This is a genomic window from Allokutzneria albata (assembly GCF_900103775.1).
GTDB lineage: Bacteria > Actinomycetota > Actinomycetes > Mycobacteriales > Pseudonocardiaceae > Allokutzneria > Allokutzneria albata.
Map to the genome: position 1 here is coordinate 3,884,284 of NZ_LT629701.1, position 25,365 is coordinate 3,909,648.

17 protein-coding genes and 2 pseudogenes are annotated in these 25,365 nt (G+C 71.0%); 6 read left to right on the forward strand and 13 right to left on the reverse strand.

Going from position 1 to position 25,365, the window contains the following annotated elements; all coding sequences use genetic code 11:
* Nucleotides 1-18: 18 nt before the first annotated feature.
* The 13 genes from BLT28_RS17145 to BLT28_RS17205 all read right to left on the reverse strand — a co-directional run bounded on the left by BLT28_RS17145 (nucleotide 19) and on the right by BLT28_RS17205 (nucleotide 18,044).
* Complete coding sequence (locus BLT28_RS17145; RefSeq protein WP_156051083.1) at nucleotides 19-438, reverse strand: hypothetical protein; 420 nt, start codon at nucleotides 436-438, stop codon at nucleotides 19-21.
* 9 nt (nucleotides 439-447) lie between these two features.
* On the reverse strand, nucleotides 448-861 hold the full coding sequence (locus BLT28_RS17150) for a YbaB/EbfC family nucleoid-associated protein (protein ID WP_030430376.1): 414 nt from the start codon (nucleotides 859-861) through the stop codon (nucleotides 448-450).
* Between the two features lie 100 nt (nucleotides 862-961).
* Complete coding sequence (locus BLT28_RS17155; RefSeq protein ID WP_030430377.1) at nucleotides 962-4,066, reverse strand: right-handed parallel beta-helix repeat-containing protein; 3,105 nt, start codon at nucleotides 4,064-4,066, stop codon at nucleotides 962-964.
* Nucleotides 4,066-6,444: a hypothetical protein gene (locus BLT28_RS17160; protein WP_030430378.1), complete on the reverse strand. Its 2,379-nt coding sequence runs from the start codon at nucleotides 6,442-6,444 to the stop codon at nucleotides 4,066-4,068. The genes BLT28_RS17155 and BLT28_RS17160 overlap by 1 nt, the downstream gene beginning before the upstream one ends.
* Complete coding sequence (gene eccB / locus BLT28_RS17165) at nucleotides 6,444-7,778, reverse strand: type VII secretion protein EccB (protein ID WP_030430379.1); 1,335 nt, start codon at nucleotides 7,776-7,778, stop codon at nucleotides 6,444-6,446. Before eccB ends, BLT28_RS17160 begins: the two co-directional genes overlap by 1 nt.
* A 6-nt stretch (nucleotides 7,779-7,784) precedes the next feature.
* The gene (gene eccD / locus BLT28_RS17170; RefSeq protein WP_030430380.1) at nucleotides 7,785-9,173 is read right to left on the reverse strand and encodes a type VII secretion integral membrane protein EccD; all 1,389 of its coding nucleotides are present in this window, start codon (nucleotides 9,171-9,173) and stop codon (nucleotides 7,785-7,787) included.
* Nucleotides 9,170-13,168 carry a type VII secretion protein EccCa gene (gene eccCa / locus BLT28_RS17175; RefSeq protein WP_052407471.1) on the reverse strand — a complete coding sequence of 1,333 codons (3,999 nt, stop codon included), beginning with the start codon at nucleotides 13,166-13,168 and terminating at the stop codon, nucleotides 9,170-9,172. Before eccCa ends, eccD begins: the two co-directional genes overlap by 4 nt.
* Before the next feature lie 72 nt (nucleotides 13,169-13,240).
* Nucleotides 13,241-15,451, reverse strand: a complete 2,211-nt coding sequence (locus BLT28_RS17180; protein ID WP_043812069.1) for a WXG100 family type VII secretion target — start codon at nucleotides 15,449-15,451, stop codon at nucleotides 13,241-13,243.
* A gap of 71 nt (nucleotides 15,452-15,522) precedes the next feature.
* The gene (locus BLT28_RS17185; protein WP_030430382.1) at nucleotides 15,523-16,047 is read right to left on the reverse strand and encodes a hypothetical protein; all 525 of its coding nucleotides are present in this window, start codon (nucleotides 16,045-16,047) and stop codon (nucleotides 15,523-15,525) included.
* Between the two features lie 75 nt (nucleotides 16,048-16,122).
* On the reverse strand, nucleotides 16,123-16,425 hold the full coding sequence (locus tag BLT28_RS17190; protein ID WP_043812071.1) for a WXG100 family type VII secretion target: 303 nt from the start codon (nucleotides 16,423-16,425) through the stop codon (nucleotides 16,123-16,125).
* A gap of 51 nt (nucleotides 16,426-16,476) precedes the next feature.
* Nucleotides 16,477-16,797, reverse strand: coding sequence for a WXG100 family type VII secretion target (locus BLT28_RS17195; RefSeq protein ID WP_081900392.1), 321 nt, complete (start codon nucleotides 16,795-16,797; stop codon nucleotides 16,477-16,479).
* Between the two features lie 186 nt (nucleotides 16,798-16,983).
* Complete coding sequence (locus BLT28_RS17200) at nucleotides 16,984-17,607, reverse strand: helix-turn-helix transcriptional regulator (RefSeq protein WP_030430385.1); 624 nt, start codon at nucleotides 17,605-17,607, stop codon at nucleotides 16,984-16,986.
* A 98-nt stretch (nucleotides 17,608-17,705) separates the two neighbouring features.
* Nucleotides 17,706-18,044, reverse strand: coding sequence for a hypothetical protein (locus tag BLT28_RS17205; protein WP_030430386.1), 339 nt, complete (start codon nucleotides 18,042-18,044; stop codon nucleotides 17,706-17,708).
* 300 nt (nucleotides 18,045-18,344) lie between these two features.
* Between BLT28_RS17205 and BLT28_RS42880 the strand changes: the two are divergent.
* From BLT28_RS42880 to BLT28_RS17230, 6 genes and pseudogenes are all read left to right on the forward strand, one after another.
* Nucleotides 18,345-19,385 (forward strand): annotated as a pseudogene (locus BLT28_RS42880) (BTAD domain-containing putative transcriptional regulator); the annotation flags it as partial.
* Nucleotides 19,386-20,256: 871 nt separating this feature from the next.
* Nucleotides 20,257-20,433, forward strand: a pseudogene (locus tag BLT28_RS42885) (AfsR/SARP family transcriptional regulator); the annotation flags it as partial.
* Nucleotides 20,434-20,550: 117 nt separating this feature from the next.
* Nucleotides 20,551-22,251, forward strand: a complete 1,701-nt coding sequence (locus BLT28_RS17215) for a BREX system ATP-binding domain-containing protein (protein WP_169748576.1) — start codon at nucleotides 20,551-20,553, stop codon at nucleotides 22,249-22,251.
* 5 nt (nucleotides 22,252-22,256) lie between these two features.
* On the forward strand, nucleotides 22,257-23,366 hold the full coding sequence (locus BLT28_RS17220; RefSeq protein ID WP_156051085.1) for a hypothetical protein: 1,110 nt from the start codon (nucleotides 22,257-22,259) through the stop codon (nucleotides 23,364-23,366).
* A gap of 89 nt (nucleotides 23,367-23,455) precedes the next feature.
* On the forward strand, nucleotides 23,456-23,914 hold the full coding sequence (locus tag BLT28_RS17225) for a hypothetical protein (protein ID WP_156051087.1): 459 nt from the start codon (nucleotides 23,456-23,458) through the stop codon (nucleotides 23,912-23,914).
* A gap of 280 nt (nucleotides 23,915-24,194) precedes the next feature.
* A complete protein-coding gene (locus tag BLT28_RS17230) occupies nucleotides 24,195-25,313 on the forward strand; it encodes an HNH endonuclease signature motif containing protein (RefSeq protein WP_083383756.1) in 1,119 nt (372 codons plus the stop codon).
* Nucleotides 25,314-25,365: the final 52 nt, after the last annotated feature.

Below are 25,365 nucleotides of genomic sequence, written 5' to 3' on the forward strand. Positions count from 1 at the left end.
TCCATAGCGGGAAGCGGGTCAGGAACGCTTGCGGAGGAGGGAGCGGCTGAGTTCGATGTTGTTCCGCTCGGTCTTCTCGTGTCCCAGCGCCATGTCGTCGACACCGTCGGCGATGGCGCGGGTGAGCTGGGCGAGCCCGCGAACGCCGTTGATGAAGCCGCGCGTGCCCTTCAGGTAGTCGGGCTCGAACTTCTCCCACGTCTCGTCCGACTCGCCGTTCTGCAGCGGCTTGTAGCTGAGCAACCGCTCGTGCTGCGTGGCGAAGGTGTGGAACACGTCGCCGACATCGCGATAGCGGTCGCCGCCCTTGCGCATCCCGTCGGTGTCGACGCTGAGCTTTTCGTTGCCACCACCGCGGTACGGCGTGGGAGGCGGGGGCGGGACAGAAGGGCTCGGACCGGACCCGGAATTGCCGCCTGGGTTGGACTTCGCTGGCATTGGAGTCTCCTAGTCCCTGATCTTCAGCACGTCGCGGACGGTGTCGCTCAGGTGCGGCTCGGGCGCGAGCAAGGTCTGCAGGTCCACCTCACCGGCGAACAGCCGTCGCGCGTCCACGCCTTCGGGCAGCGACGGCGCCACGGCCTCGGCCGCCTCGGCGGTCGCCAGGTTCTGCGCCTCGGTGATGGCACCGAGCACCGCGGCGGCGAGCTCGTTCGGCGCCATCCGCTTGTAGGCGCCGGTCGGGAACTTCACGTCCTTGATCACGCCGCCGTGCCCGGCCGTCACGGACACCGCCTGGCGCGGAGCCGTCGCCGTGCACGAGATCTCCCGCAGCCGCTGCTGGGTCTCCCGCAGCGCCTCGTACTGCTCGCGGTAGCGCGCGATCAGGTGCTCGAACTGCTCGGTGTGCGAAGCGGACATCACGTACCTCCTGACTGTGCCCTTCCAGTGCAGGGCAGGGCGCACCGCCGGACAAGACCGCGAGCGCAGGACTGGTGCGGAAGGGCAGGGAGTCCTTTCCCTAACCGACACACACCGCGCCCACTCGCCCGGTCAGCGCGTGCAGATCGGCAGCGGCGAGGGTGCGGGAGGCCGCCGTCGCCGCGAGCCGGTGCGCGAGCTGGTGGGCACCGTGCGCCGTGCGATCGGGGGTGCTCTCGATGAGTTCCCGCAAGGCCAGCGCCACGTCCGAAGGGACCTCGTGACCGCGGCGCGCGAGGTGGCGCACCGCGAGCGAGGCCAGCTCGGCCACCTCGTACGCGCCGAAGTCCCACACCTCGCCGAAAAGTCCACTGAGGACGGACGAGTGCTCGAAGAGGCGCGCCAACGCCTGCTGCTCACCCAGCACCAGGACCACCGGGCCGCCTGGATTGCGGCGGACCGCCTCGACGAGCGCCTCCGCGATCTCGCCACCGCGATCGGCCGGATCGGCGATCCACGGCCCGTCGGCGTCGAGCACGAGCACTCCGCCCGCCGCGTCCTCGAAGGCCTTGGCGACCAGGCTCGCGGCCTGCCCTGGCCAACGCGGGCACAGGTCGACACCGACCGACACGCGCACCGAGTGGCCTACGCCGACCAGACCAAGCTCGGACAAGCACTGCCCGTACAAGTCGGCAACCGCGCGTCGCCCCGAGCCCACCACTCCCGACAGGACGACGTTCGCCTGGCGCCCCAAGGGTTTCCGGCGGTTCTTCAGCTCGCACAGCTGCACAAGATTCCGCCCGGCCGCCTCGCGGACGGTCTCCAGTCCACAAAGGCCGGACAGCCGCCGCCAGGACAGGCTGGCCTGTACCGCGCCCAACGGGTCGGTTCCGGCGTCCGGGCCGGACTCCCGTGGCGCGACCTCGTCCAGCGCGGTCAGCTCGGCGCCCAGGTCCTCGGCCGTGAGCCTGCTCAGCTCGGCGTCCTTCGACGGCGGGTACAGCGCGAGCCGCGACGCCTGGTTGCTCACCATCGCCTCGAACAGCTTGCGGGCCACGCGGCCGTTGCCGAACGTGTCGTCCTTCGGCACCCGCTCGAAGTAGTCGGTCAGCGCCCGCACCGCGTCGTCGGTCAGCTCGTAGTAGTGCTTGCGGCACAGGTTGGTGGTGATGGTGACCAGCTCGTCGACGCTGTAGTTGGGGAACTCCACCGTCTTCGAGAACCGCGAGGCCATACCGGGGTTGGAGGCGAGGAACTTCTCCATCAGCCCGGAGTAGCCCGCGACGATCACGACTAGTTCGTCGCGGTGGTCCTCCATCATCTTCATCAGCGTGTCGATGGCCTCCTGGCCGAAGTCCGGGCCGCTGCCGCCGGACTGGCTGGACAGGGTGTACGCCTCGTCGATGAACAGCACGCCGCCCATGGCCTTGCTGACCACGTCGGCGGTCTTGATCGCGGTCGCGCCGATGTACTGGGCGACCAGGTCCGCGCGCGCCACCTCCACCATGTGCCCGCGTTCGAGGATGCCCAGCTCCGCGAGCACCGCGCCGTAGAGCCGCGCCACCGTGGTCTTGCCGGTTCCCGGCGGGCCCGCGAACACCAGGTGCCTGCTCATCGGCGGCATGGGCAGGCCCATCTCCTGCCGCCGCTGGGTCATCTTGATCAGGTTGATCAGCCCGACGACCTCGTGCTTCACCCCGTCCAGCCCGACGAGCGTGTCCAGCTCGGCCAGCGGCCCCTCCAGCATCGAGCCCGCCGCGTCGCCCAGGGTGGCCGGCTCCTCACGCGAAGGCACCGGGATGTCGCTGGTGACCTCCTCCGCAGGCGCGTCGTCGCGCAGCACGCTTTCCCCGCCACTGCCGGTGATCTCGCACGAGCTGACTTCGGCGCGCGCTCCGCTGCGCACGTGCACGCCGTGCCGCCGCGCGGACCGCACCCGGCAGCGGATCGCGTGCAGCACTCCGCCCGCGTCCACGCTGATCCCGTCCTCGGCCGCGTCGACGATCTCACTGTCCTTGATGGACAGACTGCCGTCGCCCACGTGGGCTCCACTGCCCCGCAGCACCGAGTCGGACACATCAGCGCTCGCGCCCTCACTGAGGGCGAGGCCGACGTCCGCGACCTCGATGGCCGCATCGGTCACGGTCAGCCGCGACTTCCCTTTCACGATCACGCCGGGACCAGTGGAAGCCTTGGCGCGCAACCCCTTCAGCTCGACAGCAGCCTCCGCACCCACGAGCAGCACGCCGTGAGTCGAGCCTTCGACGCGCAGCTCGCCGAACTCCGGTGAGGAAGCGCCGTCGACGACCACGCCAACCGGGCTGTCCGCCACACGGCAGTCGTCGAAGCGCGGCGAAGCACCTCCGGTGACCTGAACGGCATTGCGCCCGGCGGAGGCGAACCTGCACCCGCGCAAGCGCGGCGAAGCTCCACCGGCGATGTGCGCGGACTGCATTGCCGCACCCGAGAAATCCGAGTCGACGACCGAAACGGTCCCACTGCTCAACACGTACAGGTCGAGGCTGGCGCTGCCGCTGACCTTGAGATCGCGAACGTCCGCGCTCGCCTCCTGCTCCACCACGAGCGCGGGCTTGCCCGCACCGACGATCTCGCAGTCCTCGATCACCGCGTGCGCGCGCCCGTTCACGCAGACGCCGTTGCCGCCCGCCTTGCGCACGGTGACCCGGCGCAGCACCAACGATCCCTGCTCCGCCACCACCACACCGGAGGACGCGACATCAGTGATCAGCGTGTCCTCGGCCGTGCTGGGCAGCGGCGAGGTCACCACCAACCCGGCCCCACCGGCGGCCGACACCGAGCAGCCGCGCAGCACCACGCAGCCCTGCCCGCGCGCCAGCACGGCCGCCCAGGACGCGGCGGCGATCCGGCAGTCGTCCAGCGCCACCTCGCCCAGCCGCACGTCGAGCGCGGCCAGCGAATCGTCGGCGCAGGTCAACGACAAGCCGGTGATCTGCGCCGCCTCGGCCTCGACGACCACGGCGCTTCCCTTGTGCGCCAAGACCTCCACGGTGCCGGGGCCGTCCTCGGCGACGAGGGTGACCATCCGGTCCAGCACCAGGTTCTCCTCGTACCGGCCCGGCAGCACGCTGATCGTCGCACCGTCCGCGGCGCTGCCGAGCGCGGCGCCGATGGTGGAGAAGGCACCCGGCCGGTCCGCCGCCACCACCAGGAGCTGTCGGTTCATCAGGAGTCACCCTCCGCGCGCGGCATCTGGACGAGGCCCGGCAACGAACGGAACCGGGCGGTGGCGGACTCGGCGATCCGCTTCTTGTGCTCGGCGGACGCCCACGTCTCGGCGCACCGCCGCAGCGAGCTGATCGCCAGTTCGTCGAGGGAGACGCGGTTGCCGTCGACCCGGCCGTCCGCGTCGATCTCGCCGGTCGCCAACTCGCGCAACAGGATCTGCCCCCGCTTGCCGTCGGCAGGCTCGGTCACGTCGAGCACCTTGAAGCTCGTGCCCGGCACGAACAGGACGCGATCGGGGGTGGGGTCGGTCTCGGGTTCGAGGAGCTTCGTGCGCCGCGCGCTCATCGACCACATGAGCACATCGGTGTCGCCCTGCTGACCGCCGCACGGCGCGGTGAGCGCGTTGACGAAACCCCACTCGCTGAACAGCTTCCGGCTGCGGTACAGCTCCCACTGCTCCGGCGTCGGGGATGCCGCGAAGACCGTGGCGCCACGGTGCGACGGCAGCCTGCTCAGCCCGGAGACCACGCAGCGCGCGAACGGCACGTGCGGGCCTACCTCGGCCAGCCGCAACGGAAGGTCCACCTGGTCGCCCTCCGCGGACAGGTACAGCCGAACCGCGACGGCGTCGGTGAGCACCCCGCCGGAGGACCGGGCCAGCGCCCCCTGGAAGCCGGGGTGTTCGGACAGGACGCGGGCCACCGAGTTGGCCACCGTGGCGTACTCGCGACTGAGGGTGCGACGCAGCCACGACCGCTCCTCGTCCAGGCCACGCTTGGGCACGAGCGCCGCCGCGGCCGTCGACGGCGTCGGCTGCACCTGCGTCACCTCGTCCACGGCGACCTCGGCCACCACAGGTTCAGGCGAGGGTGAAGGTGAGGGGGTGGGCGCGAACACCGCCTGGATCTCGACGGCGACCGGCTCCTCAACAGGCTCTTCACCGAAGAAGTCGGGAACCGGCGCGCTCTCCAGGCGCAGCGGCGCCTCCGGCAGGACCGGCGCGGGCGCCTCGACTACCTTCGGAGCCTCGGGCACTTCCGGTGCAGCCGGAATCTCGGCGGGGGCTGCGGGTTCCAGCTCCGCCATGGCCCGTCCGATCACCTTGATCGGCACGCGTGTCACCGCCGTCGCGGGCACCACACCGCTCATCCGCCGAGTCGCATCGTCAAGCCGCGCAAGGACGTCCTCGGCGAGCAGGCGCATCCGCCGGCCCATCTCCGCCGTGCCCGCCTCGAACAGCAACAGGTGCTGTCCGGCCTCGGCCGCCGCGGAACGCACCACGGGGCCGTGCGCGACCTCGTAGGGCGGGCGCAGCCACAATCCCGCCTGCACGACCTCCACGACGGCATCCGGGGCATACCAGTAGACGGCCGGGCTGATCTCCGGAACGCCCTGCACGGGTGCGCGGTGACGCAGCAGGCACGGCGGCGGCACACGTCCCGGTTGCTGTGGCGCGTAACCGAACTCCTCCGCGAAGCTGCGCCAGCCCAGCGTCCCGTCCTGCTGCACCGTGTAGATCGCCGGATCGAACCGCGAGCCAACCGGCAGACCCGCGTAGCACACGACGGACTCGCCGAAGGCGTTCGCCAGCGCCTGCCCGTAGGACATACCGTCCGAATTGGACACTGGTCCGAACCGGACGAGTCGCGCCCGTGCCCGCACAGCGGATGGCAGGCCGCGCCAGAAGCGGGCGACGTCGTCGAGGTTGACCGGCGCCGCACCCGGGCAGCCCAGCACGATCGTGCACACCTCGGGCTGGCACGGCAGAGTCGCCAGCAGTCGCGCCCTGTGCACCCGGAGCTGCGGCTCAGGGCTGGCCGGGCGCAGCCACACCCCGCCGGGAAGCGGTTCGGCGATCCCGGTCGAACTGGTCGGCACCGTCTCGGCGAGCGCGGGCGACTCCCAGCTGGGGCGGGGGAAGCGCTTGGCCTCGGGCCGGGGTGGCTTGCCTGACTGGAAACGAACCCAGTCACCGCCGTCGACGAACAGCGAGCCGCCGACGCCCGGGACCACCGCGCCGTCCGGGGCGAGCACCGGCCTGCCCAGCCGTTCGGCCAGCCACTGCCCGGCCAGCGCGGTGGTCTCCCGCGACCGGCCGCCGATCACCAGGCGCAGGCCCTTGCGCTTGCGCGGCATCAGCTCGGCGGCGGACTCCCACAGCGAGAACGGGCTGCCCGCGGGCACGTCCACGACGACCAGCTCGTGGTCGGGGTCGGGGGCCAGGCCCAGCGCGAACGTCCGCAGCTCGGCCGACATGCGGTCCTTCGGGTACACCACGAGCGCGTGCCCGATGGTGTGGCTGGTCATCTCGACCCCGTCACGGGTCTCGGGGTTGCGGTGTTGTGCGATAGGGCGGCGCTTGGTCAGGGAAGCCATCAGCCACGTCCTTTCTCGTTCACGCCCACCGCGGCCCGGCTGAGCGTGGGCCCGCTCGGGATCGCCGCGAGCAGGTCGGCGGACATCGGCCGGGGTGTCACCCCGCCGAGCCCGAGCGCCTGGATGGCGTCATCGTCGGCCAGCAGGTACTTCATCCCGCGGTCGGTGATCAGGTAGCGGTCCGGTTTGCGCCCGGTCTCCACCGGAGCGGGCACCGCGGCGACGAGCACCCCGGTCGACGGCTTCACGTAGGCGCCGACGATCTCGTTCATCCCGATCCAGCCGGTGGCCCGCGAGGTGGTCACCACCTCGCTGAACACCGTGGTCTGCTCCGTGCGCTGGCGCAGGCAGAGCACCTGCTCGCCGGGGAGCACCGCCTTCGCCGCGGCCAGGTCGGGGATGCGCCGGGTCAGCTCCGTGTCCGTCGAGCGCGGCGCGCTCGCCACCGCCGCCGCGTCCACCACGACGGCCGACTTGCCGGTCTTCGCCTGCAGCAGAAGGGATTCCGTCCGCGACATCGGTGCGAGGCCGTCCTTGCGCAACACGTAGAACCGGTCGGTGCCATCCTGCTTGAACAGGCTGCCCACCGGGTAGGTGGTCGCACCGACCTTCGCGCTGGCCGAGCCGGTGATCTCCGCCGCTCCGATCACCGGGCCGTCCGGCAGCGCCGCCAACCACGGCGCGGGCGCGACCGGCGGGGCACCGGTGCCGAGGCCGAGCGCGACCGGAACACTCGGATCGGCCACCCGCAGCTTCTGGTCGCGCCACACCAGGTACTGCTCACCGGAAGCGGCGGAAACCCAGGCGTAGCTGTCCGCTCCGACCGGGTTGGACTCCGCGTCCGGGGAGAGGTTCACGCTGAGCTTTCCGCTCTGCGGCAGGCACACCAGCCACGGCGTGGACACCAGCGACGAGGGCGACGGCAGCGAGCCGGGCGCGTCGGGGATGCCGACCGGGAGGCCGCGCGGGAGCTCGGTGAGCGAGGCCCGCGAGATCGACTCCATCCGGGAACCGTTGCCCTGGAACAGCATCGCCGACGCCTGGTTGCGCATGGGGATGAGCAGGCCGTCGCGGAAGACGTAGAGCGCGCCGCTCTCCTTCTCCATGAGGATCGCGCCGGGCTTGCGCCACGCCATGTTGCCGCCCGGGTTGATCAGCCCGTACACCCAGAAGCCGACGCCGACGAGCAGTGCGAGCACCACGCCGAACACCATGCCCAGCAGGGCGCGGCGGGCGGGCGGCTCCGCGTAGTTGGTGTCGCCGAGCGAGAGCGCCGCGCTCATCCGCCCGACGAGCGTCTGGTAGGCGTGGACGTGATCGCGTTGGGTCTGCACCGCGCCTCACCCCGCCAGTCCGCGTGCCCAGGCGAAGATGCCGAGCACCTGCAACAGGAACGGGACGAGCGCGACCGCCGCACAGGTCTCCAGCACGTTGGCCAGGTGCGCCCAGATCGGCAGCAGCCTGCGGTGAGACGGGCGCAGCGCGGCCAGCACGAGCAGCAGCGCGACGCCCAGCAGCAGCACCAGGCCGACTCCCCGCCACACCGGCGTGAACCAGGCCAGCATCGACAGGACGAACGACACCGCGCCCGTGGTTCCCGCCAGCACCAACGCGATCCGCTGACCGATGTTGAGGAACTCCCTGGAGCGCAACAACACCAGAGCTGTCAGCAGGCCGGTGACGGTGTACTCCACCCAGCCCGGTTCGACGATCAGGAACCGGAACGCGACCGCGAATACCAGCGAGGCACCGATCGCCAGCACACTCAGGTACCGGTCGGCGTGCCCGGTCTGCTCGACGACGAGCGCGGCGGGCTCGGGCTCCACGTCGATCTGCAGCTCGTCGGCCGTCCGCGGCAACTGGGGTCCGCGCAGCCGCGCCGCCCGCGTGGCCAGCTTCGGCGCGAACAAGGTCACCATGAGGAACGTGGTCAGCACGATCGTCGCGTTCTGGTGCGGGGTCAGCCCGACGCCCAGGTGCAGCCACATCGCCATCACCGCGCCGAGCCCGGCCACCGCGGCGACACCGAACGGCACGATCGGCAGCTCGGGAGCAAGAATGCGTTGCGCCACGAGCAGAAGGGACGCGGTCCCGGCCATCGCGATGCCGCCGATGAGCACTCCGACCGGCCCGAGCACGAAGGGAACGCCTTCGACGCCGATCAACCCGGCGAGCCCGGCGAACACGCAGCCCGCCAAGCCGGAGATCGCCGCGATCCCCCGGTCACGCAGGATCCGCGCGACGAGGACCGCCGTGGTGAACAGGACCGCGGCGAGCGAAGCCGCGCTCACCGAGGAGATGGTCGCCGAACTGCCCTCGAACAACACCGCGCCGATCGCGCCGAACACGAGCACGGTCAAGCCGAGGAACAGCCGCCGGTTCACGGTTTCGTTCCACCGGTTGCCCTGGCGGTTGACCGCGGTCGCCATGCCGTCGGCGATGTCGTCGAAGTCCAGCTCCGGCAACGGGTCCTCGGCCCGCACGACGTGGAACTGCTCGCCGTCGAGCCAGTCCAGCGTCTCCGGGGTGCCGTCCGGGTCCATCGGCGCCTCGCCGAGCCGTTGCAGCGCCCAGGAACCGTACTCGTCGGGCTCCTCGCGCACGACGTGCCGGACGAGCGTGGGCAGCAGCGCCGCCACGGTGGTGGAGACGGGAACCGCGAGGTCGGCCCGGCCGCTCGGACCGGACACGGTGATCCGGCACAGCTGAGCACTGGTCGCGCTGGTCATGTCGCTGACCTCCTGGAGGGTCCGGCGACCGCCACTTCGCCGACGGGCACGTGGCCGGTCTGGATGAGCTTGACGCCGCGCCGGGTGACGAGCTGCGCGCGGCCGGGGAGCAGCGTCCGGGGGGACGCCTCGCCCAGGAACTTGCCCTCCTCCTTGGGATAGGAGAACAGCAGCGCCGGGGTGCCCAGCTCCCACAACCTCCGCAGGACCGGGTCCATCATCCCGCGCATGGCGTTGGCGCTGCTGCGCGCGACGATCAGGTGGAAGCCGATGTGCACGCCCTGCGCCAGCAACGGGAGCAGGGTGTCCATCGGCGATCCCACGCCCATCCCGCTGCCGAACAGCTCGTAGTCGTCGACCACGACGAACAGCTGCGGCCCCTCCCACCAGTCGCGCCTGCGCAGCCGCTCGGAGGAGATGTCGGCGCCGGGAACCCGCTTGTGCAGCGAGACCGCGGCTTGAGTTGCCAGCTCGGCAAGTGCCTCCGCGCTGATCGCGTGGCCGATCGCGTACTCCTCCGGCACCATGCCGTCGAGGTCGCGGCGCGAGTCGCCGATGAGGATCTTGGCTTCACCCGGCCGGTACCCGCGCACCACCGACTGGATCACCAGGCGCAGCGCGTTGGTCTTGCCGGTCTCGGCGTCGCCGAGCATGAACAGGTGCGGGGTCGCGGAGAAGTCGTGCCACACCGGGTTGAGCCGCTGCTCGTCCTGGCCGAGGCAGATCCGCAGGTCCCCGTCCGGGGCGGGCAGGTCGGCGACGGGCAGCCTCGCGGGCAGCAGCCGCACGCCCGGGGCACCGCGGCCGGGCCAGAACGTGCGCACCTCCTCCGCGATCGCCTTGGTGGCCTGGGCCAGGTCCTCGGTCCCGGAGTCGCCGTCCAGCCGGGGCAGGGCGGCCAGGAAGTGGAACCCCGCGGTGGTCAGGCCGCGGCCGGGCTGGTTGGGCACGGTCGCCGCCTTGCGGCCCTGCACCTCCGACTCCATCGCGTCGCCCAGCCGCAGCTCGAACCGCGTGCCGAGGACGTCGCGCAGCCACGGCCGGATCTCCGACCACCTGGTCGAGGTCACCACCAGGTGGATGCCGTAGGACAGGCCCCGCGCGGCGATCTCGGTGAGCTTGTCCTCAAGGCCGCCGTAGTCCTGGCGCAAGGTGAACCAGCCGTCGACGACCAGGAACACCTCGCCGTGCCGGTCCTCCACCGCACCGGTGCGGCGGGCCTCCCGGTAGGCGGCCATCGACTCGAACCCGCGCTCGGCGAACAGGGCCTCGCGCAGCTCCATCACCTGGATGATCTCCTCGATGGTGCGCACCACGCGGTCGCGCTCCATCCGGGTGGCCACCGAACCGACGTGCGGCAGCCCGGCCACCGACATGATCCCGCCACCGCCGAAGTCCAGGCCGTAGAACTGGACCTCCTCCGGCGTGTGGGTCAGCGCGAGGCCGAGGATCAGCGTGCGCAGCAGGGTGGACTTGCCCGCCATCGGAGCGCCGACGATGCCGACGTGACCGTCCGAACCGGACAGATCCGCCACCAGCAGCTCGCGCACCTGCTCGTACGGCCGGTCCACCAGGCCCACCGGCACGCGGAGCTGTCCGCGCACTGCCGGATCCTCCACGCTCATCCCGAGTTCCGGGTGCGGCAGCACGCTCGGCAGCAGCGTGTCCAGGCTGGGCGAGTCCGCCAGCGGCGGCAGCCACACCTGGCGCGCGGAGGGGCCCGCCCCGGTGAGCCTGCCGAGCAGCACCTCGGCCAGGCTCGGCGCGCCCTCCGCGACGGGCTCGGCCACCGCCGGCTCGGCGACCTCGGCCGGGCGGATCTCGTGCAGGCGCGGGTTCGCCTGCGTGGAGAAGGGGGTGACCTCGCGCAGGGCCATCTCCTCGGGCGCCGCTCCTCCCTCCGGGGCGGCGGTCAGGCACGGCCCGGAGACGTAGGCGCCCTTGAACCGCACCAGGTTCGTGGTGTCGATCTTGAGGTACCCGTTGCCCGGTGCGGAAGGCAGCTCGTAGGCGCTGGCGACGCCGATGACGCTGCGCGACTCCATGGAGGAGAACGTGCGCAGGGCGATCCGGTAGGACAGGTGGCCCTCGACGCGGTGGATCCGCCCCTCGTCGAGTCGTTGGGAGGCCAGGAGGAGGTGCACGCCGAGGCTTCGGCCGAGCCGCCCGATGCTGACGAACAGCTCCATGAACTCCGGCTTGCTGCCGAGCAGTTCGCTGAACTCGTCGACGACCACGACCAGCGTGGGCAGCGGCGCCAGCTGGGCCCCGGCCATCCGCGCCTTCTCGTACTCGAACAGCGAGGCGTGACCGCTGTCGCGCAGGACTTCCTGCCTGCGGATCAGCTCACCGTTGAGCGAGTCCTGCATGCGGTCGACCAGCGGCAGCTCGTCGGCCAGGTTGGTGATCACCGCCGAGGTGTGCGGCAGCTTCTCCATGCCGAGGAAGGTCGCGCCGCCTTTGAAGTCCACCAGGACGAAGTTGAGGATCTCCGAGGAGTGCGTCGCCGCGAGGCCGCACACCAGCGTGCGCAGCAGCTCGCTCTTGCCGGAACCGGTGGCGCCGATCAGCATCCCGTGCGGGCCCATCCCGCCCTGCGCCGACTCCTTCAGGTCCAGCTCGACGACCTCGCCGTCCTCGGTGACCCCGATCGGCACCTGCAACCGGGTGCGCTGCGGCTGCTTCTGCCGCCACTGCCCGGCCACGTCGAAGGTGTGCACGTCCCGGATGCCCAGCAGGGTGGTCAGTTCGAAGTCCGACTCGAAGGGCCGGTCGACCACGTCCACCGTGCCGCTGGTGCGCTTGGGCGAGATCGACCGCGCCAGGTTCTCCGCCTGGCCGAGGCTGAACGCGTCGCAGGTGGCCGAACCGGTCTCGTCGCCCGCCGGGTAGCTCACCCGGCCGTCGCGGCAGGTCAGCCGCAGCACCTTGGCGCCGCCCGGCATCGAGCCGGTCACGTCGAGCAGCACCACGTTGCGCAGCCCCGGCCCCAGCAGCGGGGAGGACTCGGGAATGCGCCCCAGGTGCGCCACCACCACGACGAACGGCTCGGCCGCACCGGGGAGCACGCTCTTGTCGTGCTCACCGCGGTCGGTGACCTCGGCGCCGAGCAGGTCCAGCAGCTCGTCGTGGTCGGCGGTCAGCAGCCGCAGCGCTCCCGCGGCGTCCCTGGCGGTGGGATGAGCGTTGTGCGGCAACCACTTCACCCAGTCCCACTCGGCCTGGTTGTCCGCGCCGACCAGTACCGCGATCCGCAGCTCGTCCGGGGCGTGGAAGGTCACCAGCTGGCCGAGCACGGCGCGCACGAGCCCGACCGCCTGCGTCACGTCCCCGGCGAACTCCACGCTGGTGAAGCTGCGCAGCCCCACGGAGATCGGGATGCCCGTGACGGTCCGGTAGGTCTCGCTGAAGCGCCGCAACGAGATCGCCGACAGCGGCTCCAGGTCCTCGATCGGTTTCGTCGACGGCGGGGTGAACTCCATGACGGCCTGCTGCGTGCCCAGACCGATGCGCACGCGGCCGAAGTCGTCATGGCTGCCGCGTCGTTCCCACAGCCGAGGACCGCGGGCCAGCGCCCACAACCAGGACGGGTCCGGGTTGTTCCACGCGACGGCGGTGCGCTGCGCATCCCCCGCCTCCCGCGCCTTCACGCGGAGCTGGCCGATGTAGCGCAGGTAGTCCCGCCGCTCGGAGTTGAGCTTGCGCTTGCGCTCGGCCCCGTTCCGGCCGAGCTGGCTCAGCCCCATCGACACCATGCCGATCGCCATCGCCCCGGCCATGATGTAGATGAACGGCGAGCCGCCCATGCCACCGCTGGTGGAGAACACCAGCACCATCGCCAACGGCCCGATCGCCATCGGCAGGAACATCAGCACCGAACCGACGTCCCGCGGTGCGGGCTCGGGCATGACGGGCGGTTCCTGGAGTTCTTCCTGTCCTTCAGGCAGATCCGGCGCGGCGATGCGCGGTCCGCGCTTCACGGTGACGGTGCTCATGGCGCCTCCCATGAGAAGAGCTCGTCGGCGGTGCTCATGGCGCCTCCCATGAGAAAAGCTCGTCGGCGGTGCTCATTCGATCACCCCCGGTGCCTTCGGAGCGGGAGTGGCCCACGCGTTCTCGTTCTGCTTCAGCAGATCGGCCGACGTGCGCTCCTTCTCCTCCTCCTCGACCTCTTCCTCCACAGTGGACTCACTGGTCCAGCCCTCCGGTGCCTGCTCGCCGCAGAGCGGCTGGCCGGCGGTGTCGAAGGGGCGGAGCTGGTAGTCAGCCGCGTCCGCTGCCCGGCTGGGGGTTCCGGGCAGCGGACGGGCACCCGCCGGGTGCTCCCACGGCGAGGTCTGCCTGAGCGCGTAGTCCGGCGTGAACTCGCGCTCTCGCTCCCCGGGCGCCCGGGTTGCCGCGCCGGAAAGCCAGAGCAGCCCGCTGGTCGCGGCGACGTCCCAGGCGCTGACGTCCTCGTCCTCGTCGGCCGGACACACCACGGCGACACGCTCCTCCGGCGGCCCCGCCATCGCGGACACCTGCGCCTCGGTCACGGCCCACTCCTCGGCGTCCAAAGCTGGCGCGTCCACGCCGTGCGGATCACCGACGCCCGCGATTTCTTCGCTCTCCCAAGGCTTCTCCTCGCCACCGAGCAGACCCGAGGCGTCCGAGCGCTCGGCGTTGTTACCCGCCGCGGCACCCGCGCCCGGGGAACCGGCCATCGGCGGCACCATCGGCATCTGCGGAGCCTGCGCGCCACCGGCGCCCGCCGTTGCGGCCCAGTCCTGCGGCTTCTCCGAGGGCAGATCGGTCCCGCCCTGGGGATCGCCGAGACCGGGGAGTTCCTTGCCCTCCCACGGTTTCACCTCGCCGCCGAGCAGGCCGGAGGCGTCCGAGCGCTCCGAACCGCCGCCCATCCCCGCGCCGCCACCGCCGCCCGCGCCCGACATCGGCGGCATCATCGGCGGAGGTGTCGCCAGGTTGCGCTGGTCCGATCCACCACCGCCCAGTCCCTTGCCCGCGGCCCAGTCGTCCAGCGAGGGCAGCTTCGGCGGTGGGGCGGGCGCGATGTCCTTGAGGTCCGGGCGGTGCAGGTCGGGAAGTCCGCCACCGGCGCCACCCCCACTGCCGCCACCGAACTTCTTGGGCGAGGGCAGGCCTCCGCCACTGCCACCGCCACCGGTCTTGGGGCTGGGCGGGGGCTGTGCGCCGGGGAGCGGCACGGGCGGCGGAGGAAGCTTGGGCTCGAACGGTTTCGGCGGCGCGGGCGGAGGCGGAGTCTGGTTCTTCTTCTGGTCGGAGGGACCAGGACCCTTGCCGCTGCCCGGGAACGGCACCGGTGGCGGGACTGAGCCGGTGCCGCCGGACTTGCTCGGGTCGAACTGCTTGGGGTCGACGTCCTTCGGGCCGCCACCGCCGCCCTGGCTGCCCTCCGGTCCGCCCTTCGGGGCGAAGCGGTTCGGGTCGACCTCGGGGCCGCCGCCCTTGGGCCCGCCGGGCGGGCCCTCCTTGGGGCCGGGTGCGTTCGGTCCGGGCGGCCCCTGGCCGCCGGGGCCGAGCGGGTTGGGCATCGGCACGGGCTGGACCTCGGTCTCGAACCGGACCGCGTCGTAGCGGGAGGCGAGCGTCTTCAGCACCACGCGCATGTCGTCGCCCATCATCTGGACGATCTGCTGGTTCCAGCTGACGTAGGTGAGCCCGTTGGGCATGTTGTACTCGATGGTGCCGTTGCCGGCATCCTTGTAGGCGTCCGCGATCCGCTTGGCCTCGCCCGCGTAGTGCACGTCGATCCGGTCGATCTCGTTGCGCGCCCACTGGAGGTCGGTGCCCGCCTGGTGCAGCTGCGTCGGAACGTTCTTGAGCCCGGCGGGGCCGCCGTCGAGCTGCTCCACGTGGTTGAGGAACGCCTTGGAGAGCGCGTCCATCAGCCCCTTGAAGGCGGTCGCGGCCTCGCCCTGCCAGATCCCGTCCTCGCCCGCGAGGGCTTCGGTCTGCTGCTTGACGCTGGTGCCGACCATGTTCAGGACTTCCCTGGCCTGGAAGAAGTCGTTGGCGGCGTTGTACAGCGACTGCGGGTCCGACACCCCGGAGGCGCGCTGGTGCGAGGACGTCGGGTCGACGTCCTTGCCGTTGTACTTGGTCGGCACCGCGGCCGAACCGGTGACGGCTGCCTTGATCTGCTTCCAGTCCCAGGTGTCGTAGTCGGACCTGCTCCCGCCCGCACCGGTCCCGGCGCCGTAGTAGGCGCCGTTCTCCTCGATGTCGAATCCGGTCGGGGGATTGTTCGCGTCAGCCATTGCCCAAGCCTTCGGCTCGTGTGGTCACCGGGACGGCCACGGCCGTCCGTTGAGGACAGTCGGGGATGCGGTCAGGCCTTCGAGGGCGAGCCGATCGCGTTGCTGATGTAGGTCTTCGCCCGCTCGATGTGCTCGGCGAGGTCCAACCCGGTCTTCCGGTTCAGCTCCTCGGTGGTCTTGTACGCCGTGGACAGCTTCTGCAGCTCGTCCGCGGCGACCGTGATGGCGTCGATGGCCTTCTCGACGAACGCCAGCGTGGTCGGCTGCAGCCCGCTGCCGCCCGTGCCACCGCCGAGGACCTTCACGATCAGCTGGTGCGCGTCGTAGAAGGCGCCGGGCGCCACCTTGAGGCCCAGCAGCCTCTTGCGGATCGTCTCCAGCGGCGTGAGCAGGCCGCGGATGTACTCGGCGGTCACCTTGAGCGCCGAGATGTCCACCTGCGTCGAACCCTTGCCGCGGTTCTGCGCCCACCCCGGCAGCGGGGGCGGTGCGGGCACGACCCACGGGTCCGTGGTGCCCTTCCAGCCGTCCTGGGTCAGTGGCGCGCCCTCGGGGGGACGATTGGCGTCCTTGAGCTTGGTCTGATCGATTCCCATGCCGTACCTGCCTTTCTGCTCGACGGGGCGGGCGCGTGCCGGGGGCTGGCGGCGGCTCCCGGCACGCGCCCGGTGTCACTTGACGGAGTAGCCGCCCCAGGCGTTGCGGCCGGTGTGCTCGATCTTCAGGTAGCCGCCGGTGATCTGGTTCAGCGTCGTCTCGGCCGAGTTCAGGCTCGTCGGCATGCGCGCGGCGGCGTCGTCCCACGCCTTCTTGGCGACGTCGTACTGCTCCTTGGCGCCGTCCTGCCAGTCGGCCAGCGTCTTCATCACGTTGGTGTGCATGGTCTTCAGCTCTTCGGTGAGCTTGATCGTGACCGCGGCCATGGTGTCGCGGACCATGTCCGCCTTCGCCGCGTCGAACGTGTACGTGGTCAAGGTTTGTCCTTTCGGGGCAAGGGGTCTGCTCGGCTGCTCGGGCTCTTCGGCTCAGATGCCGAGGCCGGGACCGACGGGGATCTTGCTGGCGAGGTGGGTGTTGTCCTGCTCGCCCGCGGTGATGGTCTTGCGGTTGCCGTGCATCAACTCGATCATCTCGTCGAGCTTCTTCACGATCGTTTCGCAGTCGGTGATCCAGGCGTTCATGGCCGTGTCGAAGGCCGCGTTGGCCTCGCCGGTCCAGGTTCCGTTGAGGACGCCGAGCTCGCGCCGCACGGAGTCGACGCCGTTCTGGGCCACGGCGCGGGCGTTGCTCATGTGGCCCGCGGCCTGCAGCATCCCCGGGGCCGTTGTGGACATGGGACGGGACATCGATTTCTCCTTTGTGGACAGACGCTGTGCTTGTACAAGCAGACGACGGGCGCGGTGCCCGGAACAACGCCGATCGGCCCCCGATGTCCGCGCGGACCAACCGACGTTGCCCCCTCGAACACCCCGCGCCTTCGAGCCCCCACCGCACCGAACGAGTCATTGAGGTACTTGAACGCTCGGGGGCGGTCAGATGACGCCGGTGCGCAGGGCGTAGGCGACGGCGTGCGGGCGGTTGCGGAGGTTCAGCCGGTTGGTCACCCCGGAGATGACGTTCTTCACCGTGCGCTCGGAGTAGCAGAGCCTGCCCGCGATCTCGGCGGTGTCCAGCCCGTCGGCCATCAGCCGCAGCACGTCGATCTCCCGCGGCGTCAGGCCCATGGCGTTGAGCCCGCGCGGCGCGAGCACCTCGCGCTGCACCCGCTCCACGTGCTTGAGCAGTTCCCCGACCAACGTGGGCGGCAGCACGCCACCGCCGGATGCGGCCGTCAGGACGGCCTGCACCAGCTGCTCACCGGAGGTGGCACCGCGGGCGAGGACACCGACGACCCGGCACTCCACCGCGGCGAGCAGCTCGGCCTCGCTGATCTCGTTGACCACCAGCACGACCGGCGCGGTGTGCTCGGCGGCGGCCTTGCGCATCGAGGACATCAGCTCGGCGGTGAGCCGGTCGGCCGCCACGAGGACGACGTCGGTCTCCGGCCCCTGCCTGCCGTGCTCCACGGTCACCTCGGACCGCGTGCGGAGGAAGGCGGTGAGCCCGGCGAGGGTGATCTGGTCCGCTGCCCGGACGGCTACCCGAACTCGTTTCACTGCTGCTCCCGTGCGTTCGGCTGTCGATGCCCGGAAGTGTTGGCGCACGGTCTTGGTAAACGCTTCACGCGATCTTGGCAGCACCCTCCGAGAGGGCTTTATTCGCAGCTCAGAGCGCTTGTACGAGCGATGTACATCGCCGCTACGTACTTGGGCAGCTCACGCAGCGCCCACTCCATCCGGCCCGGTGCCAGCTGCTCGGCGAAGACGGCTTCGACCACGAGGTCGTCCTCCTCCTCGGGCCACGGGCGGGCCGAGCCGGGCGGGGTCCGGCGGGCCAGGCGCACGCGGCGCACCCGCTCCCCGACAACCGCGAGGGTCCGCTCCAGTTCGGCGATCGCCTGGTCGGCCGCTGCCGGGTCGAGGACGAACCTGCCCGCGCGCGCGAGGCCGAGCAACGCGTCACCGCTCAGCGGCTGCCTGGTGAGGGTCGACATGCCGCCAGCCCAACATCCCCGGGGCCGTCGGCCCAGGCCCGCGCGCGCACGTTGCCCTCGCGCCCACGCCCGGCTTGCCCGCTCGGCCAATTCCGGACGAAGCGGACGGTTTGTGTGACAACTCTGCGACAGAAGCCACTTCTGTACACCGAACGGACTACACATCGATGGCGGACGACTCGGAAGAACTATAAGAAAACGACTACTCGTCCTTGACAGTCACTCAAAGGGCCCAAGCAGCACCACCAGCGGTCACCAACGGTGATGACCGCGCCGCCGCACTCGCAGGGCAGAGGAACGATGACGGACAGCACCGCCGCGCTGACGATCAACCTGCTCGGCCGCCCCCAGGCCTGGCACGGGGACACCGAGCTGGACCTCGGTGCCGCGCGCAGGCGCGCCGTCTTCACCGTGCTCGCGATGCGCGCGGGCTGCCCCGTCCGCCGCGAGGACCTGGTCAGCGCGGTCTGGGGGACCAGTGTCCCGGCGAGCGCGAACACCAGCCTCTACGCCTACATCTCCGGGCTGCGCCAGGTGCTGGAGCCGCAGCGCGACCGCTGGGCCGGAAGCCGGCTGCTGGTCACCGCGAGCGGCGGCTACTGCCTGCGGGTGCCCAAGGACAGCCTCGACGTGCACCGCTTCCACTCGCTGCGCGAGGAAGCCCGCCGCCGCCGGTCGGAAGGCGACGCGACCGGTGAACTGCTGACCTTGGAGAAAGCGCTTGCCTTGTGGCGCGGCGAGGCGCTCGCGGGCGTTCCGGGGCCCTTCGCCGAGGCGCAGCGGGCCCACCTCGACGAGCTGCGGCTGGCCACCCTCGAACGCCGCGCGGCGGTGAAGATCGACCTGGGCGGGCACGAGGACCTGGTCGGCGAGCTGACCGGGCTGGCCCACCAGCACCCGCTGCGCGAGGAGCTGCACCGGCTGCTGATGGTCGCGCTCTGCCGGGGTGGCAGGCAGGCCGAAGCGCTCGACGTCTTCCGCCGCGCGCGGGCGGTCCTGGTGGAGCAGGCGGGCAGCGAGCCCGGTCACGTCCTGCGCGAGCTGCACGAGCGCATCCTCGCCAGCGCCGGCGACCCCGGCCGGTGCTGCCCGCCGAAAACCCCTCCCGCTCGCCGGGAACCCATGGTCAGCCCGGCTCCGCCGAGGGCGCGCGCGTTCATCGGCAGAGAGGCGGAGCTGGACCTCCTGCGCGACGCCGTCGCCGGGCTCAAAGCGGGCCGCGGCGGGTGCGTCTGGTTCGACGGCGAACCGGGTGTCGGCAAGTCCGCGTTGCTGGCCGAAGCCCTTTCCGGAGTCACCGCGGCGGGCTGCGGCCTGTTCTGGGGCACCGGAGACGAGCTGACCCGGACCGTGCCGATGAACGCGCTCAGGTGCCTGGGCGGCGATCCGGTGGCGACGACGATGGAGCTGTGCTCGCGGGCCCCCGTCGTGCTGGTGCTCGACGACATGCAGTGGGTGGACGAGGAAAGCGTTCTCGCGTGGCGCCACCTGCACCGGCTGACGCAGCGGTTGCCGCTGTTGCTCGTGGTGGCCGCACGTCCGACCCGGGACCGCCGGGACATCGAGCTGTTGCGCGAGCAGGTCGGCACGCGAACGCTGAATCCGCTCGACGAAGCCGAAACCCGCGAACTCGTCACCGTGCTCGCGCCCGATTCGGCGCTCGCGGAGCCTGTCGCGCGTCTTGCCGGCGGCAACCCCTTCTACATCCGGGCAGCCGTTTCCGAGGCTCTGGAGTCCGGCTGGAACCCCGACGACGCCCCTCCAGTGCGGCTGATGACCGCCGTGCGCGAACACCTCCGTTTCCTGCTCCCGCACACGTCGCGGGTGCTCAGCTCCGCTGCGTTCCTCGGTGACGACTGCACGGTCGCCGAGATCTCCGCCGCCTCCGGCACCCCTGTCCCGTCCCTGCTGGAGTCCATTGAGGACGCTCTGGCCACCGGAGTCCTCGCGGAGCAGGAAGACCGGCTCACCTTCCCGCACCCCATCGTCCGGCGGGTCCTGTACTGCGGCATGCCGTCGGCGCTGCGCGTGGTCGTCCACCAGCAGCTCGCGCAGGCGCTCGCCGCCACGGCGGCCCCGCCCGAACGCGTCGCGGCCCAGCTGGCCGCGGGGCCGGTACCGGTGGACGATTGGGCCCGCGACTGGCTCGCCGAGCACGGCTGCGAGCTGGACCCGCGACTGGTCGCCTCGCTGCTCGGGGAGGAAGTGCTCGATGGGGACGCTCCAGGTGGATGCCCTGGGTCCGCTGCGTGCCCGGCTGGGCGAGGCCGAGGTCCCGCTCGGCCCGCCGCGGCAGCGCGCCGTGTTCGCGGTGCTCGCCGCCAACTCGGGACGCACCGTCTCCTCCTCCGAGCTGATCGACGGCGTTTGGGGCGCGACGGCCCCGGCGAGCGCGCTCGGCAGCCTGCACACCTACATCTGCGGACTTCGACGCGCACTGGGCCAGGCAGACCTGCTGGTGTCCAACGACTGCGGCTACGCGCTCCGACTCGACGGCGTGTCCGACGTGGGCTCGTTCGATCGCGCGCTGGCCCAGGCACAGACGCTGATCTCCGCCGGGCAGTGGCCTGACGCGGTCGGCGTCCTCGACTCCGGCTTGTCGTTGTGGCGCGCGGACGCGTACTCGGACGTGCCCGGCCCGTTCGCGGAGTCGGAACGGCGTCGCCTCGGTGAGCTGCGGTTGAGCGCCTGGGAACACCGCGCGCGGGCGCTGCTGGCGCTCGGCGGCGGCGCGGAGCTGGTCGTCGAGCTGACCGAACTGGTCGACGCGCACCCGCTGCACGAGTCCCTGCGCGAACTCCTCATGCTCGCGCTGCACCGCGAGGGGCGGCAGGCCGAGGCGCTGGAAGTGTTCCGTGATGCGCGCCGCGCCCTCGTCGAGGCGCAGGGCATCGAGCCGGGTCTCGCGCTGCGCGAGCTGCACCGGCTGATCCTCGACGGGGATGCTCCGCGTCCGCCTCTTGGCGTGGTTCCCCCGCGCGTCGAGGACTGCATTGTCGGGCGCGACAACGAGATCGCTGTGCTGCGTGCCGCAGTCGCGGACGTCGTCGCGGGGCGGGGCAGTGCGGTGTGGGTCGAGGGCGAGCCGGGTATCGGCAAGTCCGCGCTGCTTTCCGCCGCGCTCGCGGATGCCCGGGGCTGCCAGCTCGCGTGGGCCGTCGCCGACGAGCTGACCAGGCGGACACCGCTCCAGGTGGCCATGGACTGCCTCGGGATCGACCCGCCCGCCCCGGCCTGCCTGCTGGCGTTCGTCGAGCAGGTGTGCGCGCGGGGACCGCTGGTGATGGTGATCGACGATCTCCAGTGGGCCGACGAGGCGAGCGCCCTGCTGTGGCACCGCCTCGCCGCCGCCACCCGGGAGCTGCCGCTGCTGCTCGTTGCCGCGGTCCGGCCCGAGCCGGGCAGGCGCGACCTGGCCTGCCTGCGCCGGGGCGTGACGGCCGCGGGCGGGGTGGTCCTGCGGCTCGGCCCGCTCGGCCCCGGCGACACCGAGCGCCTGCTCGGCCACGTCGCCGGTGCGGCTCCGGGTGCGAGCCTGAGCGCGTTCGCCGCGCGCACCGGCGGAAACCCCTTGTACGCCAAGGAGATCATGCGCGCGCTCGTGGAGACGGGCGTGGTCTCCGTCGTGGACGGTCGCGCCGAGGTGACCGGTGCCGTGAGCGACCAGGCTCCCCCGTCACTGCTGGCGTCGGTGCGCAGAACGCTGGACTTCCTGGCCGAGGGCACCCGCGAGGCGCTGCGCCACGCCGCCCTCATCGGCGTGGAGTTCTCCGTCTGCGACCTCGCGGCCGTCTCCGGGAGGAGCCCCGTGGAGCTGGTCCCCGCGCTGGACGAGGCGGTCACCGCCAACGTGGTCGTCGAGGCAGGCAACCGCCTCGCGTTCCGCGATCCCGTTCTGCGCCAAGCGTTCTACGACAGCATCGCCCGGCCGTTCCGCGCCGCCCTGCACCGCCACGCCGCCGAGGTCCTGGCCGGCGCCGGCGCTTCGCCTGAGCGCGTCGCCGAGCACTTGGTGGCCGTGCCCGCGCTCGTCGACACCTGGGTGGTCGCGTGGCTCGCCGGCAACTGCGACACCGTGTGCGAGCGCATGCCCATGGCCGCCAACGACCTCCTCCGGCGCGTGCTCGACACCGGGCTCCCCACGCCCGCCCAGCGCGCCGTCCTCCTCAACACCGCCGCGCGAAGGTTGCCCTGCCCGCTACGGTGATCGCCGTGATCGTTCTGCCAGGGGGATGGCGCGACGCGCTCGCGTCACTGTCGATCTGGGTGATCGCGACCTTGGTCGCGACCGCCCCGGCAACGGTGCTGGTCGGCCGCGAAGTGCGCAGCTCGGCCGATGTGAACTGGCAACCGGTGCTCGTGACCGCGATCGTGGCCGTCGTCGGGTGGCTGGTCTGCCTGGGGCTGCGCGCGGCGGCCTCCCGCCGGTACCTCGACAAGGCCATCGCCACCGGCCACGTCCCGTGGTCCCCGGCATTCGCCTACACGCTCGCCGGATGGCTGCTTCTGGTCGGCGCGGGCGGTTTCGCCTTCGGCACCTACCAGGTCGCCTCGACCGTCGACGCACCCAGCTCCTACCGCGTCAGCATGGAGAAGTACCCACTGCCGTTGCTGTTCATCGGCGCCACGCTGGTGACGGTCGGCTGCGCCGGGTACGCGGCGCTGAAGTACCGGCGCCGCAACGAGTTCCCGGTGCTCCGCGAGCACGGCATCGCGCGCGAGGTCACGCCGCCGGGCAAGCTCCCCAAGGCCGAGGCGTTCAAGGTTCGGACCAGGTTCTGGATCGAGGGCGTGATCATCGACGGCCTCGCGTTCGCCAGTGGTCTGGTGCCGCGCCTGCTCAACGGGGAGCAGCCGTCCGAGGACGAGCTGGGCAAGGGCCTCATCAGCATCATCGGCGGCCCCGGCATCATCAGCTTCGCGCTGCTGGTCGCGATGTTCCTGCTGGGCTGGCCCGCGCGTTCGTCGGCGCTCGACGCCGTGCGCCAACCGTCCTCGCTGACCGCGATCGGCCTCACCGTCGTCGGTTTCGTCATCGGGGAGCAGAACCAGCTCCTGGGCGGCATCCTCGCGACGGCCGGTGTCATTCTCGCGTCGGCGACCTGCCTGAACATCATGGACCGCGGTTCCCAGCCGTGGCTGGGCTTCGTGTACTTCGCGGGCACCTACCTCCTCGGCTACTTCATGGGCCAGGAGGGCGATCCCACGCTCCCCGAGGGGTTCAGCGGCTGGGCCCTGGCCGTCGGCGGCGCCGTCTTCGCCGCGCGCGAGGCCCGCGAGCACTGGCGCAAGTGGGCCGCGCTCGAACCGCTGCGCGAGTAAACGCTTCTGCCCCAACCGAAAAGACAACCGTGATCCCCTCCGGGCGTCCTGTGCGTGTCAACCGCACGTTCACGCCCCGAGGGCACCTCTTGAGCATCACCACCCGCCGAGCGGGGGCTGCCGCCCTGGCGCTCTGCGCTGTCACCGCCCTTGCCCTGCCCGCGTCCGCGGAGCAGTACCGCGCCGACATCGCCGTGGACGTCACACCCCGCTCCGTGCTGACGGAGAAGGACGTCAGCTTCCATTCGGAGATCATCGTGAGCAACAAGGGCACCGTCCCGATCACCGGTGACTGGTTCACCGTCGACATCCCCTACGGCGTAGGGTTCGTCGCCGCCAGGGGCGACACCTGGAACTGTGGCCTCAACCCCAGCGTCTCGTGGCCGCAGGTGCACTGCCGCTCCGAAGCCGTCAACGAGCCCGGCACCAGCCGCCCGCCGGTGTCGCTGCACCTGGCCGCGACCGCGTCCCGGGTCGACGCCAATGTGGACATCTCGGTCGCGGGATTCCGTCGCGGTGAACGGATGTCACCAACAACGGGGTCCTGATCCGGGTGCGTTCGTACTAGGCCGTGTGGCTGGGGTTCCAGCGTGGGGTCGGCTTGACCTGGGCCCCCTTGCGCGTGCCCCTGGGCCTTTCGGGGGCACGGGATGAAACTCCGGCCCTCGCGGGAAGCGTATGGCACGCGCACCCCAGGTAAAGCCGACCGTTCCAGCCTTACCTCGCGCCAGCTGGAACTGGCTTTCGTTTGCTGAAACCGTTGGGGTGTAAGGGAAAGTTCACTCCGTAGAGCCATGATCCACTATTTGCAGACGCTAAAATAAGGGTATGGCCCCTGCCGATATCGAAGACGAACTCGTCGCCGCCTACGCCGCGATCGGGCGTGCGGTGGCGGACTTCGCCTCAACCCTGATGAAGCTCTATGACGACCTGGATCCGCAAGTGCAGCAGTATGCCGGGGATGTCCTGATGCCGCTGCTGCGCGTCTCCCAGGTCAAGGGCAACAAACTTGTCGACCGGGCGATGTCGCTGGTGGAGCACCCGGTGGTGTTGGAGGCGTTGTCGGAGGGTCGGATCGATGAGGGCAAGGCGTTGATGATCATCGATCAGGTCAGTGTCCTCGACGCCGCCAACCAAGCGATCGCTGAACCGGTGTTGATCGCGCATGCGGCCACGCACAACTACACCGCCTCTCAACGGTATGCCCGGCGTTTCATCCTCAAGCTGGATGCCGAGGCGGCGTTGCGGCGTCATGAGGAGAAGCGCAAGCAGCGGTTGGTGGAGAAGTTCAACCTCGACGACGGCATGGCCTCCCTCCGCGTGGTCCTGCCCGCCCTGAAGGCGGCCCTCGCCTTCGACCGCATCGACCGCATCGCGCGGGCACTACCGAAGGATGACCGAACGCTGGACCAGAAGCGGTCGGATGTCGCGGCGGATTTGTTGATGGGCAAGGAAACACCCGCCCCGCAGGGTGAGGTGTGCGTGAACCTGACCATGCCGATCACCAACATCCTCGGCTTGACCACAGACCCGGCGATGCTGGCCGGATACGGACCGCTGCCCGCGCCGATCGTGGCCGATGTGGCGGCGAATGGGATCTGGAAGCGCATCCTGACCGACCCAGCCACCGGGATGGCTGAGCACATCACCACCTACCGGCCCACCCCGGCACAACGCGAGTTGATCAACGCCCGGTATCCGACGTGCACGATGGTCGGCTGCAACCAACCGGCGCACCGCTGCGACCTGGATCATTGTTGCCCGTTCGATGGCACCAACACCACCATCGCCAACCTGCGACCGAAGTGCAGGCACCACCACCGGATGAAGACCCACTCCAACTGGTCCTGCGAGAACCGGCCGGACGGAACGCACGCGTGGACCACACCGAGCGGCAAGGTGATCGAGACCGAACTCGAACCCATCGCCGAACCCGCCCCGTTCTAGGGCCGTGACCGGGAAGGCTTACCGTCCGTTGGTCCGCGTGTGGTTCGCCTAC

Bases quoted from the DNA above. Each gene is read 5' to 3' on its own strand.
- BLT28_RS17145 (WP_156051083.1), bottom strand. From the start codon at position 438: ATGCCAGCGAAGTCCAACCCAGGCGGCAATTCCGGGTCCGGTCCGAGC.
- BLT28_RS17150 (WP_030430376.1), bottom strand. From the start codon at position 861: ATGTCCGCTTCGCACACCGAGCAGTTCGAGCACCTGATCGCGCGCTAC.
- BLT28_RS17155 (WP_030430377.1), bottom strand. From the start codon at position 4,066: ATGAACCGACAGCTCCTGGTGGTGGCGGCGGACCGGCCGGGTGCCTTC.
- BLT28_RS17160 (WP_030430378.1), bottom strand. From the start codon at position 6,444: ATGGCTTCCCTGACCAAGCGCCGCCCTATCGCACAACACCGCAACCCC.
- eccD (WP_030430380.1), bottom strand. From the start codon at position 9,173: ATGACCAGCGCGACCAGTGCTCAGCTGTGCCGGATCACCGTGTCCGGT.
- eccCa (WP_052407471.1), bottom strand. From the start codon at position 13,168: ATGAGCACCGTCACCGTGAAGCGCGGACCGCGCATCGCCGCGCCGGAT.
- BLT28_RS17180 (WP_043812069.1), bottom strand. From the start codon at position 15,451: ATGGCTGACGCGAACAATCCCCCGACCGGATTCGACATCGAGGAGAAC.
- BLT28_RS17185 (WP_030430382.1), bottom strand. From the start codon at position 16,047: ATGGGAATCGATCAGACCAAGCTCAAGGACGCCAATCGTCCCCCCGAG.
- BLT28_RS17195 (WP_081900392.1), bottom strand. From the start codon at position 16,797: ATGTCCCGTCCCATGTCCACAACGGCCCCGGGGATGCTGCAGGCCGCG.
- BLT28_RS17205 (WP_030430386.1), bottom strand. From the start codon at position 18,044: ATGTCGACCCTCACCAGGCAGCCGCTGAGCGGTGACGCGTTGCTCGGC.
- BLT28_RS17230 (WP_083383756.1), top strand. From the start codon at position 24,195: ATGGCCCCTGCCGATATCGAAGACGAACTCGTCGCCGCCTACGCCGCG.